The sequence below is a fragment of the Pseudomonas migulae genome, assembly GCF_043225285.1.
Lineage (GTDB): Bacteria > Pseudomonadota > Gammaproteobacteria > Pseudomonadales > Pseudomonadaceae > Aquipseudomonas > Aquipseudomonas migulae_C.
Genome location: NZ_CP171224.1, coordinates 645,621 through 660,649, shown reverse-complemented (window position 1 = coordinate 660,649; position 15,029 = coordinate 645,621). Strand labels below are relative to the sequence as shown.

Sequence of the window (15,029 nt, the reverse complement as noted above, 5' to 3'; positions counted from 1 at the left end):
TTTCAGCTCTGTCAGGTGGCGATCGCCGCAGCGATGTGGGCAGGCGGCGAGTTTAACAGCTTGTCCTGACTAAAGGGTCAGCAAGCGTTCGCCAAGGCGACCGTTGGCGGCCAGTTCGAGAAATTCATCGCCCAGCCGGCGGCTCTCGTCCATTGTCGTGCGCCAGTATTTCTGCCGGCTCGGGGCATCGCCCATGAAGCGCTTGAAGTCGTTGCGGTCCGGCAGTTTGCCGTAGGGCAGGCGCGCCAGGTATTCCTTCGACGGCGCCAGCAGCAGCACGTCCTGCAAACGCTTGGTGCAGGCGCGGCGCCACGGCAGGGATTTATCGAACCAGCCGGGAATGACCCGATCGGTGAAGTGCGGATACAGCACGATGTCGGTGCCGCTGTAGGGCAGGTCGAGGTGATAGTCCAGCAGACCGCCGTCGCGGAACGTGCCTTCGCCGGCACCCGGCAGGTCGCGCACACCCTCCATGACCATCGGGATCGAGCCCGAGGCGAGCAAGGCCTGGCGCAGGTTGCCGGCCTCCAGCGCGACGAAGCGCGAGGGGAAATCGTTCAGCGCATGCACCGGCGGTGCCAGGCGCGGGTCGTGGATGATCAGTCGTTCGAAATGCCGCGACAGCCGCGCGCGACCGCGCAGGTTGTCGGCGATCACCGACGACAGGCCCAGCCCGAGGCGACCGCGATGGTCGTCCGCCAGCAGGCCGTGGCTTTTGACCACCATGATGTTCAGCCGATAATGGGCGTTGCTCAGGATCGAGGCGTCGCGGCCGTCGAGCAGGTCGTGGAGCATGCGCTGCGAGCTCTGGCTGATCTGCGCCATGGTCACGCCCTTGACGAAATGCTGCTCGGTGTACAGCTGGCCGAGCCGACGCAGGCCTTCGGCGGCGTCCGGCAGGCAGGCACTGGCGAAGCGCCAGGAACCCACCGACGCGCCGATCAGCGAACGCTCCCGGGGCGCGGCGGGCAACCATTCACCGAACAGCGCCAGGTCCAGACCCTGAATCCCCAACGCCTTCGGCCCGCCGGCGGCACCGGGCAGCGTGCCGACATCGGCGGCGTGCAACCCTTGCTCACGGATGCGCGCAAAGGCCCGCGGGCCGGCCTTGAGTGTCAGGGAAGGGAATTTGATGTGGATGGCGGTCATACCGTTCTCGATGTCTGGCAAGCGGGCGGATTATAAACATGTCGCCGGGCAACGTTGAACGCAAAACCTGTAGGAGCCAGCTTGCTGGCGATGGCGATTTCAATGACGCCATCGCCGGCAAGCCGGCTCCTACAGGATTAGGTGCATCCAGTGATGGCCATTCAGTTTCAATTAAGTTCGATTCGCTAAGGTGCTGCCCATCGAAAAAGGATAAAAGTCTCGGAGACACCTTATGAAAATTCTGGCTGCCCTGTTCCTCTCACTCATTGTGTTCGGCCTGACGTCGAACCTCGGTCACACCCGGGACTTGCGTTCCGACGAAGCCCGCAAGCTGATCGACGCTGGTACCATTGTGCCGATCGCGACGGTCGAAGCCACCGCGATGGCCAGGCATCCGGGCTCGAAAATCATCGATATCGAATTGAAAAACAAGTACGGCATTCACCTCTACCGGATCGAGCTGACCGATCCGCAAGGCGTGGATTGGGAGCTGGAGCTGGACGCGACCGACGGGCTGCTGCGCAAGGATCATCAGGACTCTTAATGAAATCGTTTCTGCCGCATTTATCCGCGCGCGCCGTCGGCCTTCTAGCGTTGGCGCTTGTGGCGTTCTGCTCGGTTGCACCGGCCCGCGACCTCGATCAGGACGAAGCCCTGCGCCTGCGCCAGCAAGGCGTGATCCTGCCGCTCGAACAGATGTTGGAGCAGGCAATGGACCGTTACCCCGGCGCGAAATTGCTGGAAGCCGAGCTCGAAGAAAAACACGGCGTCTACATTTATGAAGTCGAGTTGCTGACCGCCGAAGGCGTGGTCCGTGAGCTGGACCTCAACGCCGTCACTGGCCAGTTACTGAAAGACAAGGAAGATTGATCGATGCGTTTGCTCCTGGTGGAAGACCACGTGCCCATGGCCGACGAACTGATGGCCGGCCTCAACCGTCAGGGTTACGCCGTGGACTGGCTGGCCGATGGTCGCGACGCGGTGTATCAGGGCCGCAGCGAGCCCTATGACCTGATCATCCTCGACCTCGGCCTGCCAGGGTTGCCGGGGCTTGAAGTGTTGGCGCAATGGCGCGCGGGCGGGCTGGCCACGCCGGTCCTGATCCTCACGGCGCGCGGCTCCTGGGCCGAACGGATCGAAGGCCTCAAGGCCGGCGCCGACGATTACCTGACCAAGCCGTTTCATCCTGAAGAACTGCACCTGCGCGTCCAGGCGTTGTTGCGCCGCTCCCACGGCCAGGTAAATCAACCGACCCTGCAATCGGCGGGATTGCACCTGGACGAGGGTCGCCAGTGCGTGACCCGCGACGGCGCGGACATCCAGCTCACGGCTGCGGAATTTCGCCTGCTGCGTTATTTCATGCTGCACCCCGAGCAGATCCTTTCCAAAAGCCACCTGGCCGAACACCTCTACGACGGTGAAACCGAGCGCGATTCCAACGTGCTGGAAGTCCACGTCAATCACCTGCGGCGCAAACTCGGGCGCAGCGTGATCGAAACCCGTCGCGGCCAGGGTTACCTGTTTGGTGGGCAAGCACAGTGAGGTCGATCCAGCGCCGCTTGAGCCTGGGGCTGATCAGCGTGATGGTGATCGTCGGCCTGGTGCTGGCGCAAACCAGCCTGTGGCTGTTCGAAATGGGTTTGCAGCGCTACCTCGAAGCCGGTTTGCGCAACGACAGCGAAAACCTGCTGGTGGCGCTGGTGCGCGGACCCCAGGGCTTGCAACTGGACGAGCGACACCTGTCACCGGCGTATCAGCGGCCGTTTTCCGGTCACTACTTTCGCATCGATTTTGCCGACAGCCATTGGCGCTCGCGCTCGCTGTGGGACCAGGAGTTGCCGCGCCTCGATCACCCCGGCCTGCACAGCAACCTGCAACTGGGCCCGGAAGGCCAGCAATTGCTGGTGTTGCGTTCGGACTATCGCCGTTTGGGCCAGTCGATTTCCATCAGCGTCGCGCAGGACTACACGCCAGTGCGCGAGAGCTTCAAGCGCATGCAACAAGTGGGTCTGGGGATTGGGTTGGCGGGCTTGTTGCTGATTCTGTTGTTGCAGCGGCTCACCGTGCGTCGCGCCTTGCGCCCACTGGAAAGGGCCCGCGAGCAGATCGCGCAGTTGCAGCAGGGCCAGCGTTCGCAACTGGATGATCGGGTGCCGGTGGAGCTGGAGCCGCTGGTGGCGCAGATCAACCACCTGCTGGCCCACACCGAAGACAGCCTCAAGCGTTCGCGCAATGCGTTGGGCAACCTCGGGCACGCCTTGAAAACTCCGCTGGCAGTGTTGTTGAGCCTGGCGTCCAGCGAAAAACTCGACGCTCATCCCGAGCTGCGCAAGGTCCTCAAGGAACAACTCGAACAGGTTCAGCAGCGCCTCAACCGTGAGCTCAACCGTGCCCGGCTGTCCGGCGACGCACTGCCAGGAGCGCTGTTTGATTGCGACGCAGAACTGCCGGGCCTGCTCGCCACGTTGAACATGATTCACGGCGAACACCTTGCCCTGAGCTATCGCGCACCGGCCGGTTTGCAGTTGCCTTGGGATCGCGAGGATTTGCTGGAGCTGCTGGGCAACCTGCTGGACAACGCCTGCAAATGGGCGGACGCCGAGGTGCGCTTGAGCGTGGTCGAGACGGCAGAAGGGTTTGAGTTAAGCGTGGAGGATGATGGGCCGGGGATTCCCGAGGACCAGCGTGATCAGGTGTTCAGCCGGGGTACGCGACTGGACGAGCAGACCCATGGACATGGCCTGGGGTTGGGCATCGTGCGCGACATCGTCGATACGTGGGGCGGGGTGTTGCGGCTGGAGGAGAGCGAGTGGGGCGGGTTGAAGGTTGTCATTTACCTGCCCAAACGCTGACGTTGGAACCCCCGATAACCTGTAGGAGCCGGCTTGCCGGCGATGGCGTCCTCAAAATCGCCATCGCCGGCAAGCCGGCTCCTACAAGGGCTGTGTTGTCAGTCAGACGCGGAACTGATCCATCAGGCTCTGCTGCTGATTCGCCAGGCTGTTGAGCGACTGGCTCACCCGCGCCGACTCGTTGGCCTGCCCCGACAGCGACTCGGTCACATCGCGAATGGTCGCCACGTTGTTGTTGATCTCTTCCGCCACCGCGCTTTGCTCTTCCGCCGCTGACGCGATCTGCAGGTTCATGTCGCTGATCACCGTCACCGCGTCGCCGATCTGGCGCAGTGCCGTCACGGCCTGGCTGACCTGCTCGACACTGCCCTGAGCCTGGCGATGGCTGTTGTTCATCGACCCGACCACATCCTGGGTGCCGCTCTGCAACTGCTCGATCACCAGGCGGGTTTCTTCGACCGATTCCTGGGTGCGTCGCGCCAGGTTGCGTACTTCGTCGGCGACCACGGCAAAACCGCGTCCGGCCTCACCGGCGCGGGCCGCTTCGATGGCGGCGTTGAGGGCCAGCAGGTTGGTCTGTTCGGCGATGGCGCGGATCACTTCCAGCACCGAACCGATTTTCTCACTGTTCGCCGACAGGCCTTCGACCTGCACCATGGCCGCGCTCATGTCGGCGGCGAGGTTGTCGATGCTGGTGGTGGTCTGGTCGATCACCGTCAGGCCACGGCGGGTGGCCTGATCCGCGTCCTTGGCCGCCTGTGCCGCTTGCGCCGCGCTGCGGGCGACGTCCTGGGCGGTGGCGCTCATTTCGTGGGACGCGGTCGCCACCTGGTCGACCTGGCGGTATTGCTGCTCCATGCCGGCGCTGGTTTGCGTGGCGATGGCGGAGGACTGATCGGCAGTGCTGCGAGCATCCTGCACCGAGCGTTTTACGTCGGCGATGATCGGTTGCAGTTTGTCGAGGAAACGGTTGAACCAGCCGGCCAACTGACCCAGTTCGTCCTGTTTGTCGTAGGCCAGCCGGCGAGTCAGGTCACCTTCACCGCTGGCGATGTCTTCGAGCATGTGCGCCACGCCCAGAATCGGCTTGGTCACGCTGCGCGCCATCAACCACACCAGCACCAGGCCGATCAGCGCCGCCAGTACACCCAGGCAGAGTTCAACCAGGCTGCCGGTGGTGTTGCTGTCGTCGAGTTGTTTTTTCAACGCTTCAGCCGGGCCGACCAGGACTTTTTCCGGAACGTCGAGCAGCACGCCCCACGCCTTGCCACCGGGAATCGGCTGGAACGGCGACAGCACTTTCAATTGATGTTCGCTGTGCAGGCTGGTGGTCTTGGTGCTGGCGGCGAGCGTGCGGATCAGCTCGGCACCGCTGGTTTTGTCCACGGCGTCCAGGCGCTGGCTGAGTTTGCCGGCATCCGCGCTGTAGCCGGCGAGCAAACCGGCCGGGCTGATGATGCTGACATTGGTCTGGCCGTCGTAGAGCTTTTTGCTCGCACCCTGGCTGATTGTTTGCAGGCTGTTGAGGTTGATGTCCACCGACAGCGATGCGATGACTTTGCCGTTGACCATCAGCGGGAACACGATGCTGGTCATCAGCACCTTCTGGCCGTCGATCACATAGAAGTAGGGTTCGATCACGCAGGGCTTGAGCGAAGTGCGCGGGCAGGTGAACCAGGCGTTGGCCGGTTCGCCGCTGGGGCCGGTGCTGGTGTCGGCCATGTCACTTTCGGGCAGCGCCATCGACGTCACTTTGCCGGCGGTCGGTTGCGACCAGTACAGGGCGAAACGGCCCTTGTCGTTACTGCCCAGTTCCGCCTGGCCGGCGAACAGTTCGTCCTTGCCGTCCAGCCCGTTGGGTTCGAACACCAGGGACAGGCCGAGCAGCTCCGGGTTGGCTTGCAGCGCCGACTTGACCTGGCGGGTCAGGTCTTCACGCAGGTCGAAGGCATCGAGGAAACGCTTTTCGGCCTGGTCGCGCAGGAACAGCACCTGACGGGAAAAGCCATGGCCGTATTGATAGGCGTCCATGAATTGCTGACGAATCACCAGCGCCTGGTTTTCGCCCTGGGATTCGATCCGGGCCTGGGCGGCTTCGTTGAGCATCTCCATGCTCGAGGCCTTCACCAGCTCGGAGCTGTGCCCCATGCGATACAGCGAAAGACCTACCAGCAAGGTCACGATCCCCGCCAGGCACAGCCCGGCAAGCAGGGTGATTTTCCACTGGATGGAAAGTTGTCTGAGCGACATGGAGACGTCCTTATTCGATAAATATCTGAGACTTTGCACTGTAGCGGCCGAAAATCCGCTTTCTTTACGCCGTCCGACGAAATGGAATCATCCACGAACCCTGTAGGAGCCAGCTTGCTGGCGATGGCGTCCGCACAGCCAATAAAGGGTTGACTGAACCACCGCTATCGCCGGCAAGCCGGCTCCTACAGTGGGCGGTGTCGCTTCGGGGGAGATTGCGCTTTGACAAGGTGCCAGCGCTGCGGCACAGTGCGCGCCCTCTAATAAAACCCATTCCTTATCCCGCTGGCGCCTCTTCGCAGGTTTGCCGGCCGGGCTCATTTCGCTTGCCTTGAGGTAACGATGATTAATGCTGTAATTGCCGCGGTCGGCGTCATGCTGATACTCAGCCTGTCCCGCGTGCACGTTGTGATCGCGCTGATTGTCGGCGCGCTGGTGGGTGGCCTGACCGGTGGCCTGGGCATCGACGCCACCCTGAAAGCCTTCAACAGCGGCCTCGGCGGCGGGGCGACCGTGGCGCTGTCCTACGCGTTGCTCGGCGCGTTCGCGGTGGCGATTGCCAAGTCCGGCCTGGCCCATGCGCTGGCGGACAAGGCGCTGGCGATGGTCGATCGCCAGCACAGCAACGGCGGCGGTTCGGTGAAGTGGCTGCTGATCGGCCTGCTGTGGGTGGTAGCCATCGCTTCGCAGAACATTCTGCCGATACATATCGCCTTTATCCCGTTGCTGGTGCCGCCTCTTCTCTATGTGCTGACCAAGCTGCAACTGGATCGCCGGTTGATCGCCTGCGTCATGACCTTCGGCCTGATCACGCCGTACATGTTCCTGCCGGTGGGCTTCGGCAACATCTTCCTCAATGAAATTCTGTTGGCCAACGTGGCCCGCAGCGGCGTCGATATCAGTGGCATCAACGTGACCCATGCCATGGGCATTCCGGCGCTGGGCATGGTCGTCGGCCTCGCCGCTGCCTTCATCAGCTACCGCAAGAAACGCGTCTACGACCTGGCAAAGATCGAGCAGGTCGAGCAAGTCGCGGTGCAGTACAACCCGCTGAGCCTGATGGTCGCGGGTGTGGCGATTGCGGCGGCGTTCATCATTCAGCTGCTGTTGGACTCGATGATCATCGGCGCACTGGTCGGGTTTCTGATCTTCTCGGTGTCGGGCATCGTCAAGTGGCGCGACACCGATGACCTGTTCACCGAGGGGATGAAGATGATGGCGATGATCGGCTTCATCATGATCGCCGCGTCGGGGTTCGCCGAAGTGATGAAAGCCACCGGCCAGGTGCAGACGCTGGTTGAAGCGTCGGCGTCGTGGATCGGTCACAGCAAAGGCATCGGGGCCTTGTTGATGTTGCTGGTGGGCTTGTTGGTGACCATGGGCATTGGTTCGTCGTTTTCCACGGTGCCGATTCTCGCGGCGATCTTCGTGCCGTTGTGCGTGCAACTGGGGTTCAGCCCGATTGCCATCGTGTGCATCGTCGGTACGGCCGGCGCGCTGGGGGATGCGGGTTCGCCTGCCTCGGACTCGACCCTCGGCCCGACCTCCGGCCTGAACATCGACGGCCAGCATCACCACATCTGGGACACCGTGGTCCCGACCTTCCTGCATTACAACCTGCCGCTGCTGGCGTTCGGCTGGGTGGCCGCGATGGTCTTGTAAACGCCTCAAAAACCTGTAGGAGCGAGCCTGCTCGCGATGGTCTGTCAGCTGGATTGATGGCGACTGACACTCCATCGCGAGCAGGCTCGCTCCCACAGGGGGGATTGCATTGGCCACTGATTCAACTTTTGCTTGCGCGTGCCGTTAAAGCCTTTAACCACGCCAATAAAATCAAAAGAGTGAACCGTCATGCGCCTGAGCCTGAAGGCTAAAGTCCTGTCCCTTGCCGTACTCCCGGTGTTGCTCTTTGCGCTGGTCATCAGTCTGACCACGCTGTTCGTTCTGCAGGAACAGGCCCGCAAGGAGGTCGAAGAGACGCGCCAGCGCCTGCTCACCGATGCCAAGGCCACCCTGCAAAGCTACGTGGCCGTGGCCATGACCGCGATCAAGCCGCTCTACGACGCCGCGGCCCCTGGCGATGACGCCGCGCGGGCGCAGGTAATCAAACTGCTGTCGAGCATCAGCTACGGCAAGGAAGGCTACTTCTTCGGCTACGACTCCAACACCGTGCGCCTGTTCAAGGCCAACAGCCCTGAAGGCGTGGGCCAGAGCTTCAAGGACAACCGTGACCCGAACGGTGTCTACGTCAACCGCGACCTGGTGAAAGTCGCCAAGGACGGCACGCACTACCTGCAATACAGCTCGCCATTGCCCGGCAACAGCCAGGTGCTGGTGCCGAAACTCGGCTACACCGAATACCTGCCGAAGTGGGACATGGCGGTCGGCACCTCGGTCAACCTCGACGGCATCGAAGCCCAGGTGGCGGTGGTCGAGGCCAAGGTCCAGGACCGCATGGAAGGCGTGTTGCTGAGCATCATCGGCATTGCCGCCGTCGTGCTGCTGGTGATCGCCGCAGCGGGCATGCTGTTGGCCAACACCATCCTGCGTCCGCTGAACCTGATGAAAGCCAACCTCGACGACATCGCGGCGGGCGAGGGCGACCTGACCCGGCGCCTGAGCATCACCAGCCAGGATGAACTCGGCCAGCTCGCCGGCTCGTTCAACCGTTTCGTCGACAAGATCCACGGCCTGGTGCGCCAGATCACCGAAATGACTTCGCAATTGACCGGGCTGGTGAATCAGGTGTCCGATCAGGCCCAGCGCTCGGATCAGGCGATGGAGCGTCAGCGTCACGAGACCGATCAGGTCGCCACGGCGATCAACGAGATGTCAGCCGCCGCCCAGGAAGTGGCGAAGAGTGCGCAAAATGCCGCCGTCGCTGCCCAGCAGACCGACGAAGAAGGCCAGGCCGCCAAGCGTGTGGTGGCCGGCAGCATCGTCAAGATTCATGCACTGGTCGATGATATTCGCAGCAGCGGCGTGTCACTCGACAGCCTGCAAAAGGACGTGTCGTCGATTGTCAGCGTGCTCGGGGTGATCCGTTCGATTGCCGAGCAGACCAATCTGCTGGCGCTCAATGCCGCCATTGAGGCAGCCCGTGCCGGTGAGGCCGGTCGTGGGTTTGCGGTGGTGGCCGATGAGGTCCGCGCGCTGGCCAGTCGCACGCAGATCAGCACCCAGGAAATCCAGGGCATGATCGATCGCTTGCAGGCCGGTACGCAATCGGCGGTGGAAGCGATGCGCCGTTCCAGCGAAGCCGGCGACGGCACGTCGGCCCAGGCCAACGAAGCGGGGGCGTCGCTCGACACCATGGCCCAGCTGATCGCCACCATCAACTCGATGAACGCACAGATCGCCAGCGCCGCCGAAGAGCAGACCGCCGTGGCCGAAGAGATCAACCGCAGCGTGCATCAGATCGCGGTGGCCGTGGACAACGTGGCCGACGAAACCCAACTCGGCGCCCAGACCTCCCGCAGCCTGGCCGATCTCGGTCAGCGCCTGGGCAGCCTGGTCGGCCAGTTCCGCATCTGATTTGTAGGAGCCGGCTTGCCGGCGATGGCGTTGTGTCAATCAACACCAATGCCGCCTGACACAACACCACCTTGTAGGAGCCGGCTTGCCGGCGATGGCGTCGTGTCAGTCAACATCGATAGTGCCTGACACACCGCTATCGCCAGCAAGCCGGCTCCTACAGTTGTGCAATTTGTGTCAGGGCCTGTCCCAGTAGGGCACATCGCCGAAACACTCGACAAAAAAATCAATCACGGTCCGCACCTTCACCGACAACCGCCGGCTGCCCGGCCAGAGCACGGCGATCTGTTGCGGTTCGAGGCTGTTGGACACCTGATAATCCCCCAGCACCGGCACCAGCGTGCCGTTGCGCACCGCTTCACCAATCAGCCAGGACGGAAACATCACCAGCCCCAGACCTTGCTCGGCGGCCTGGGTGAGTGTGTCGGCATGGTTGCCGGTGATCGGCCCTCTCACTGAGTAAGGTGTCCACTGCTGCTGATCCTGTCGGAAAAACCAGCGCTGCTGGCCGGTCACGCCTTTGTAGGCCAGGCACTGATGGGCCGCCAGGTCTTCGGGGTGTTGCGGGACGCCATGACGCGCCAGATACGCCGGGCTGGCGGCGACCTGAAATCGATGGGGCGCCAGAATCCGCGCCTGCATACTTGAGTCATGCAGCGGGCCGATGCGAAACAGCAGATCGGCGCCTTCCTGCAGCGGATCGACGTAGCTGTCGGTCTGCTGGATATCCAGTTGCAGTTTCGGATAGCGCTCGCACAAACGCCCGAGCCAAGGCGTCAGGTGCCGTTGGCCAAACACCACCGGCGCGTTGATCCGCACCAGCCCGGTGGGTTCGCTTTGCTGTTCCTGCAAGGCTTGCTCGGCTTCCTCCAGTTGGACCAGCACCAGTCGCGCATGGTGGCCGAGCATACGCCCGGCCTCGGTGGGCGTGACTGCGCGGGTGTGGCGGTAGAGCAATTGCTGGCTCAACGCCTGTTCCATCAACTGGATCTGCCGGGAAATCGACGAGGGCGCCAGGCCCTCGCGGCGCGCGACTTCGGAAAAACTGCCATGGTCGAGCACCGCGACGAACAGCCGAAGTGCCTTGAATCCCAATTCGTTCAGGCCGTGCATGAAGAATCCTGCTGTGCGGGTTACGCAAAAGTGTTGTCAGGATGCTCCCATTTATCGCACAGCAGCGCCACCCGATAATGCCCGCCAATCTCACTGACAACGCGAATCCCTTGTAGGAGCCGGCTTGCCGGCGATGGCGTCCTCGAGATCGCTATCGCCGGCAAGCCGGCTCCTACAGGAATCGCGCGTTAATCGTTTACACAGGTGTTCTCTATGCAAACTTCTTCAATCGATATCGCTGCGGTTCCCGCGAGCAAACCCGGGCTGCGGCTGTTGCTTCTGCCGCTGGTGATCCTGGCCGGCATGGGCCTGTCCGTGGAGGCCGGGCTGCTCGGGCCGCTGGGGGTTCAGGTCGGCCATTTGTGGGCGACCCTGAGCATCTTCGGCGTCGGCTCGGCGATCCTGTTTCTCCTGCTGTTGTTCAGCGGCCCGCAAAAGGGGCCGGCCTTCAGCGACTTGCCGCGCTGGCAGTTGATCGGCGGTTTTCTCGGGCCGATCTACGTGGTGGTGCTCACCCTGGCCACGCCGCACATCGGCATTGCGATGACGATGATCGCGATCCTGTCCGGGCAGGTCGGCAAAAGCGTGCTGATCGACCACTTCGGCTGGTTCGGCGCGACCCGTAAAAAGGTCAACGATGAACGTTGGCTGGCGTTGCTGCTGATTGTGGCGGCTCTTGTTCTGATTGCTCGGGGTTAATGATGAATCTGATTATTTTGTTGGCGGTGGTCGTGGCGGCCGGTGCGGTGTTGAGTGTCCAGGCAGCGATCAACGGGCGTCTGGGCGAAACGGTCGGCGTGTTGCGTAGCAGTTTGCTGACGTTCGTGGTCGGCGCGGTGAGCACGGGTTTGCTGATCCTGTTTTTCGAGCCGGCCCATGCCGTGAGTTTGCTGGATGTGCCGAAATGGCAGCTCAGCGGCGCGTTGTTCGGCGTGGTCTACATGATGGTCATGGTGGGCGCGGTGCCTCGGGTCGGCACGGCGGTGGCGACGGTCGCGGTGATCGTCGGCCAGTTGGGCATGGGGATGTTGATCGATAACTTCGGCTGGCTGGGCAACCCGGCAATCGAGTTGTCCGGGAGCCGGATACTGGCGATGGTGTTGCTCGGGTTGGCGCTGGTGTTCATGTATCGCAGCAATACGCGCCAGGCCTGATCGCCTTTCGTTCATGCGCCGCGTTGGACAACTCCTACACTGGTAAGACGGGTTGCACGTTCAATCCCCGACGACCACCACCCCAGGAGTCAGACTCATGATCGATAGCGAAAGTATCTGCGACTGCCCGAAATGCTCCTGCAAACTGGGCCAGCATCCAATCGCCCGCCACGGCAAGCACTACTGCTGCGAGGCGTGCGCCAAACACCATGAACACGGTGAAAAATGCGCGGGCGAAGGCTGCAAGTGCGCTCAGCACTGATCGGCTGACGGTTTCACTGGTTCACTGTAGGAGCGAGCCTGCTCGCGATGGACGTCAACGATAACGCGGGTTTTCTGATTTACCGCGTCGCTCGTGAGTCCATCGCGAGCAGGCTCGCTCCTACAGAAAAGCGTGGTGTCAGCTTGCCGGGCGCCACGTGACGTTCTCAACGCCGAATTTCTCCGCCATCGGTTTCGTGGTCTTTTGCACCTTCTCCCGGCCAAAGCGCGGGATCCGACCCACGCCGGCGTCGCAGCTCGCCCAATGCCAGGCTTCCGCATTGTCCATCTTGTCCAGACGGATAATGAAAGACTTGGGGTCGCCATGAAGGGTGTATTCAATGACGAAAAGTTTTGCGTTGTTCATAAAGCCCGTATTCCTCCCTGTGGTAATAGAAGGATCGTCGGGGGTACGGAAAATTCAGTCGGATTGTCAGACGGCTGCCCCCAGTGGCGACAAGGCTTACGGCTGGTTACCATGCGGTCTCTGAAAACCCCAATGATTGCTGACCATGGCCCTTGCCGCACCCCCTGACCTGAGTGACACCGATGTGCCCGTACAACCGCTGGCGCGAACCTACCCGCGCGGGTTGTTCATCGAGCCTCACGAGCATGTCTGGGGTCAGTTGCTGTACGCGATGAGCGGCGTGATGTGGGTCGAAACACCGCATGAGGCACTGGTGGTGCCGCCGCAACGGGCGGTGTGGTTGCCGCCGGGTGTGCCCCACGGGATTCGCGTGGTCTCGGACCTGCAGATGCGCAACATCTACTTGCGGCCGTCATTGGCCGCGACGCTGGACGCCACGGTCCAGGTGATCGAAGTGGGTGGCCTGCTGCGTGAGCTGATCGTCGGGCTGGTGGAGCAGGGCGACGACGGGGCGCCGGAGTATTACGAAGCGCTGGTCGGATTGGCACTGCTGGAGCTGCGGCGGGCCAGGCGTTCGCTGTTGAAAATTCCGCTGCCGGATGATTCCGACCGGCGCCTGATGAGCCTGTGCCAGGCGGTCATGGCCGCGCCCTCGCTGGACATACCCTTCGAACAGCATGCGGAAAACGCCGGTGCCAGCGTGCGCACCCTGGCGCGGCTGTTCAAGGACGGTCTGGGCATGGGGTTCGCCGAGTGGCGGCGGCAGGTGCAACTGGCGACCGCCGCGGCCGAGTTGATCCAGGGCGTGGCCGTCAGCACGATTGCCCGGGAGCTGGGCTATTCGCCGAGTAGCTTCAGTGACATGTTCCGCCGGGAACTGGGTGTCGCGCCTTCGCAATATTCCACGAACCTGTAGGAGCGAGCCTGCTCGCGATGGTCGTTAACGATCACGCTGGATGCCTGACACCCCGCGGCACTCTCCGGTTTATCGCGAGCAGGCTCGCTCCTACAGGGTATTCGGTGTTCTCAGGGTATTTGGCAGGAATTCAGAAGTACTTGGCCGGTGCTCGCGCAGGCCGGACTTTAGACTGCGGGCATACCTCATTTGCCCACGGAGTCTGCCATGAGCTACCTCATCTCGCTGGTCATCGGTCTGGGCGTCGGTTTGCTCTACGGCGCACTGGATTTTCGTTCTCCCGCACCCCCGGCCATCGCGCTGGTCGGCTTGCTGGGCATGCTCGCCGGTGAAAAATTGTGGCCAATGGGCCGTCAACTGGTCGCTGGCTGGATCTCCTGAATTCCCTTTCCCCGTTCGATGGACACTCCCATGAAAGCATTGCAGTTCGATAAAACCGGCGACCTCTCGGCCCTGCGCTATGTCGAGGTGCCTACCCCCGTGCCCGGCGCCGATGAAGTGCTGGTGCAGATCAAGGCCGCCGGCCTCAATCCCAGCGACGTGAAAAACGTGCTGGGGCGTTTTCCCTACACCACCTTGCCGCGCATTCCCGGTCGTGATTTCGCCGGCGTCGTGGTGGAGGGCCCGCAGGCATTGATCGGTCAGGAAGTCTGGGGCACCGGCCGTGAACTGGGCTTTTTCGCCGACGGGTCCCATGCACAGTTCGTCAAATTGCCGGCCAACGGCGTGGCGCTTAAACCCACGCACCTGAGTTTCGCCCAGGCCGCCAGCCTCGGCGTGCCTTACACCACGGCGTGGGATGCACTGGAGCGCAGCCTGGTGACGGCGCAGACGCGGCTGCTGGTGATCGGCGGCGGGGCGGTCGGCAGCGCGGCGCTGGCGCTGGCCAAAGTCCGTGGCGCCCAGGTACTGGCGGCGGCGCGGCGGCCGGAGCAGGTCAAGGACTTGCAGGCCCAGGGCTATCAGACCCTGCAACTGGATAAACCCGAAGATCTGGGCGCCCAGGTGAACGCGGTCTACGCCGGCGGTGCCGACGTGATTTTCGACACCACCGGCTTCTGGCTACCGGCTTCGGTGGCCGCGTTGGCCACTTTCGGCCGCATCGCGATCATCGCCGCGCCGGTGGACGGCCTGGTGCAATTGCCGGCGCTGGCGTTGTATCGCAAGGGCGGCTCTGTCGTGGGGATCAACTCGTTGCTGTACGGCGTGCAGGCGTGTGCGGCGATGCTGGATCAGTTCGGGCAGTTCTTCGACCAGGATTTGTTGCCCTTGCCACAAGGGCTGTTCGAGTCGCCATTGGCCGAAGGGCTTGAGCGTTATGCGGAGGTGAATCAGGGGGCTGGCGACAAAGTCATCCTGCTGCCGTAACCCGCATCCTGTAGGAGCCAGCCTGCTGGCGATGGTATGTCAGTCACATTGATTGGGCTGACCCA

At 62.6% G+C, this 15,029-nt stretch carries 15 protein-coding genes and 3 pseudogenes; 13 read left to right on the top strand and 5 right to left on the bottom strand.

Features of this window, described 5'->3' with window-relative positions; translation table 11 throughout:
- Positions 1 to 69 precede the first annotated feature (69 nt).
- A complete protein-coding gene (locus tag ACF6ZU_RS03195) occupies positions 70 to 1,149 on the bottom strand; it encodes a patatin-like phospholipase family protein (RefSeq protein ID WP_392890481.1) in 1,080 nt (359 codons plus the stop codon).
- A gap of 232 nt (positions 1,150 to 1,381) precedes the next feature.
- On the opposite strand from ACF6ZU_RS03195, the gene ACF6ZU_RS03190 reads away from it, so the two are divergent.
- From ACF6ZU_RS03190 to ACF6ZU_RS03175, 4 genes are read left to right on the top strand one after another with little or no spacing between them, the layout of a single operon-like run.
- On the top strand, positions 1,382 to 1,693 hold the full coding sequence (locus ACF6ZU_RS03190) for a PepSY domain-containing protein (protein ID WP_392890480.1): 312 nt from the start codon (positions 1,382 to 1,384) through the stop codon (positions 1,691 to 1,693).
- Entirely contained in the window at positions 1,693 to 2,019 is a 327-nt protein-coding gene (locus ACF6ZU_RS03185; RefSeq protein WP_392890479.1) for a PepSY domain-containing protein, read from the top strand. Before ACF6ZU_RS03190 ends, ACF6ZU_RS03185 begins: the two co-directional genes overlap by 1 nt.
- 3 nt (positions 2,020 to 2,022) lie before the next feature.
- The gene (locus tag ACF6ZU_RS03180) at positions 2,023 to 2,691 is read left to right on the top strand and encodes a response regulator transcription factor (protein WP_392890478.1); all 669 of its coding nucleotides are present in this window, start codon (positions 2,023 to 2,025) and stop codon (positions 2,689 to 2,691) included.
- Positions 2,688 to 4,001, top strand: a complete 1,314-nt coding sequence (locus tag ACF6ZU_RS03175; protein ID WP_392890477.1) for a sensor histidine kinase — start codon at positions 2,688 to 2,690, stop codon at positions 3,999 to 4,001. The genes ACF6ZU_RS03180 and ACF6ZU_RS03175 overlap by 4 nt, the downstream gene beginning before the upstream one ends.
- A 102-nt stretch (positions 4,002 to 4,103) precedes the next feature.
- On the opposite strand, the pseudogene ACF6ZU_RS03170 reads toward ACF6ZU_RS03175, so the two are convergent.
- Positions 4,104 to 4,682 (bottom strand): annotated as a pseudogene (locus ACF6ZU_RS03170) (methyl-accepting chemotaxis protein); the annotation flags it as partial.
- Positions 4,683 to 5,009: 327 nt separating this feature from the next.
- Positions 5,010 to 6,032, bottom strand: a pseudogene (locus ACF6ZU_RS03165) (chemotaxis protein); the annotation flags it as partial.
- Positions 6,033 to 6,596: 564 nt separating this feature from the next.
- Here ACF6ZU_RS03165 and ACF6ZU_RS03160 point away from each other — a divergent pair.
- The 3 genes and pseudogenes from ACF6ZU_RS03160 to ACF6ZU_RS03150 all read left to right on the top strand — a co-directional run bounded on the left by ACF6ZU_RS03160 (position 6,597) and on the right by ACF6ZU_RS03150 (position 9,785).
- Complete coding sequence (locus tag ACF6ZU_RS03160; RefSeq protein WP_392894013.1) at positions 6,597 to 7,913, top strand: Na+/H+ antiporter family protein; 1,317 nt, start codon at positions 6,597 to 6,599, stop codon at positions 7,911 to 7,913.
- Between the two features lie 189 nt (positions 7,914 to 8,102).
- A pseudogene (locus ACF6ZU_RS03155) lies at positions 8,103 to 8,879 on the top strand (cache domain-containing protein); the annotation flags it as partial.
- Between the two features lie 84 nt (positions 8,880 to 8,963).
- Positions 8,964 to 9,785 carry a methyl-accepting chemotaxis protein gene (locus ACF6ZU_RS03150; RefSeq protein ID WP_392894011.1) on the top strand — a complete coding sequence of 274 codons (822 nt, stop codon included), beginning with the start codon at positions 8,964 to 8,966 and terminating at the stop codon, positions 9,783 to 9,785.
- Positions 9,786 to 9,962: 177 nt separating this feature from the next.
- On the opposite strand, the gene ACF6ZU_RS03145 is transcribed toward ACF6ZU_RS03150, so the two are convergent.
- Positions 9,963 to 10,898 (bottom strand): LysR family transcriptional regulator, encoded by a 936-nt coding sequence (locus tag ACF6ZU_RS03145; RefSeq protein WP_392890476.1) that lies wholly within the window; start codon positions 10,896 to 10,898, stop codon positions 9,963 to 9,965.
- Between the two features lie 213 nt (positions 10,899 to 11,111).
- Here ACF6ZU_RS03145 and ACF6ZU_RS03140 point away from each other — a divergent pair, with 213 nt between their 5' ends.
- The 3 genes from ACF6ZU_RS03140 to ACF6ZU_RS03130 all read left to right on the top strand — a co-directional run bounded on the left by ACF6ZU_RS03140 (position 11,112) and on the right by ACF6ZU_RS03130 (position 12,314).
- Positions 11,112 to 11,597 carry a DMT family transporter gene (locus ACF6ZU_RS03140; protein ID WP_392890475.1) on the top strand — a complete coding sequence of 162 codons (486 nt, stop codon included), beginning with the start codon at positions 11,112 to 11,114 and terminating at the stop codon, positions 11,595 to 11,597.
- Positions 11,598 to 11,599: 2 nt separating this feature from the next.
- Complete coding sequence (locus ACF6ZU_RS03135) at positions 11,600 to 12,052, top strand: DMT family transporter (protein ID WP_392890473.1); 453 nt, start codon at positions 11,600 to 11,602, stop codon at positions 12,050 to 12,052.
- 97 nt (positions 12,053 to 12,149) lie between these two features.
- Positions 12,150 to 12,314, top strand: a complete 165-nt coding sequence (locus ACF6ZU_RS03130) for a metallothionein (RefSeq protein ID WP_392890471.1) — start codon at positions 12,150 to 12,152, stop codon at positions 12,312 to 12,314.
- Positions 12,315 to 12,452: 138 nt separating this feature from the next.
- Here the strand turns inward: ACF6ZU_RS03130 and ACF6ZU_RS03125 are convergent, their stop codons facing one another.
- A complete protein-coding gene (locus ACF6ZU_RS03125) occupies positions 12,453 to 12,680 on the bottom strand; it encodes a DUF6555 family protein (RefSeq protein ID WP_392890469.1) in 228 nt (75 codons plus the stop codon).
- 145 nt (positions 12,681 to 12,825) lie between these two features.
- Here ACF6ZU_RS03125 and ACF6ZU_RS03120 point away from each other — a divergent pair, with 145 nt between their 5' ends.
- The 3 genes from ACF6ZU_RS03120 (at position 12,826) to ACF6ZU_RS03110 (ending at position 14,964) form a co-directional block, all read left to right on the top strand.
- On the top strand, positions 12,826 to 13,596 hold the full coding sequence (locus tag ACF6ZU_RS03120) for an AraC family transcriptional regulator (protein ID WP_392890467.1): 771 nt from the start codon (positions 12,826 to 12,828) through the stop codon (positions 13,594 to 13,596).
- Positions 13,597 to 13,803: 207 nt separating this feature from the next.
- On the top strand, positions 13,804 to 13,977 hold the full coding sequence (locus ACF6ZU_RS03115) for a DUF1427 family protein (RefSeq protein ID WP_081744004.1): 174 nt from the start codon (positions 13,804 to 13,806) through the stop codon (positions 13,975 to 13,977).
- 30 nt (positions 13,978 to 14,007) lie between these two features.
- Complete coding sequence (locus ACF6ZU_RS03110; RefSeq protein ID WP_392890465.1) at positions 14,008 to 14,964, top strand: zinc-binding alcohol dehydrogenase family protein; 957 nt, start codon at positions 14,008 to 14,010, stop codon at positions 14,962 to 14,964.
- The last annotated feature ends 65 nt before the right edge of the window (positions 14,965 to 15,029 follow it).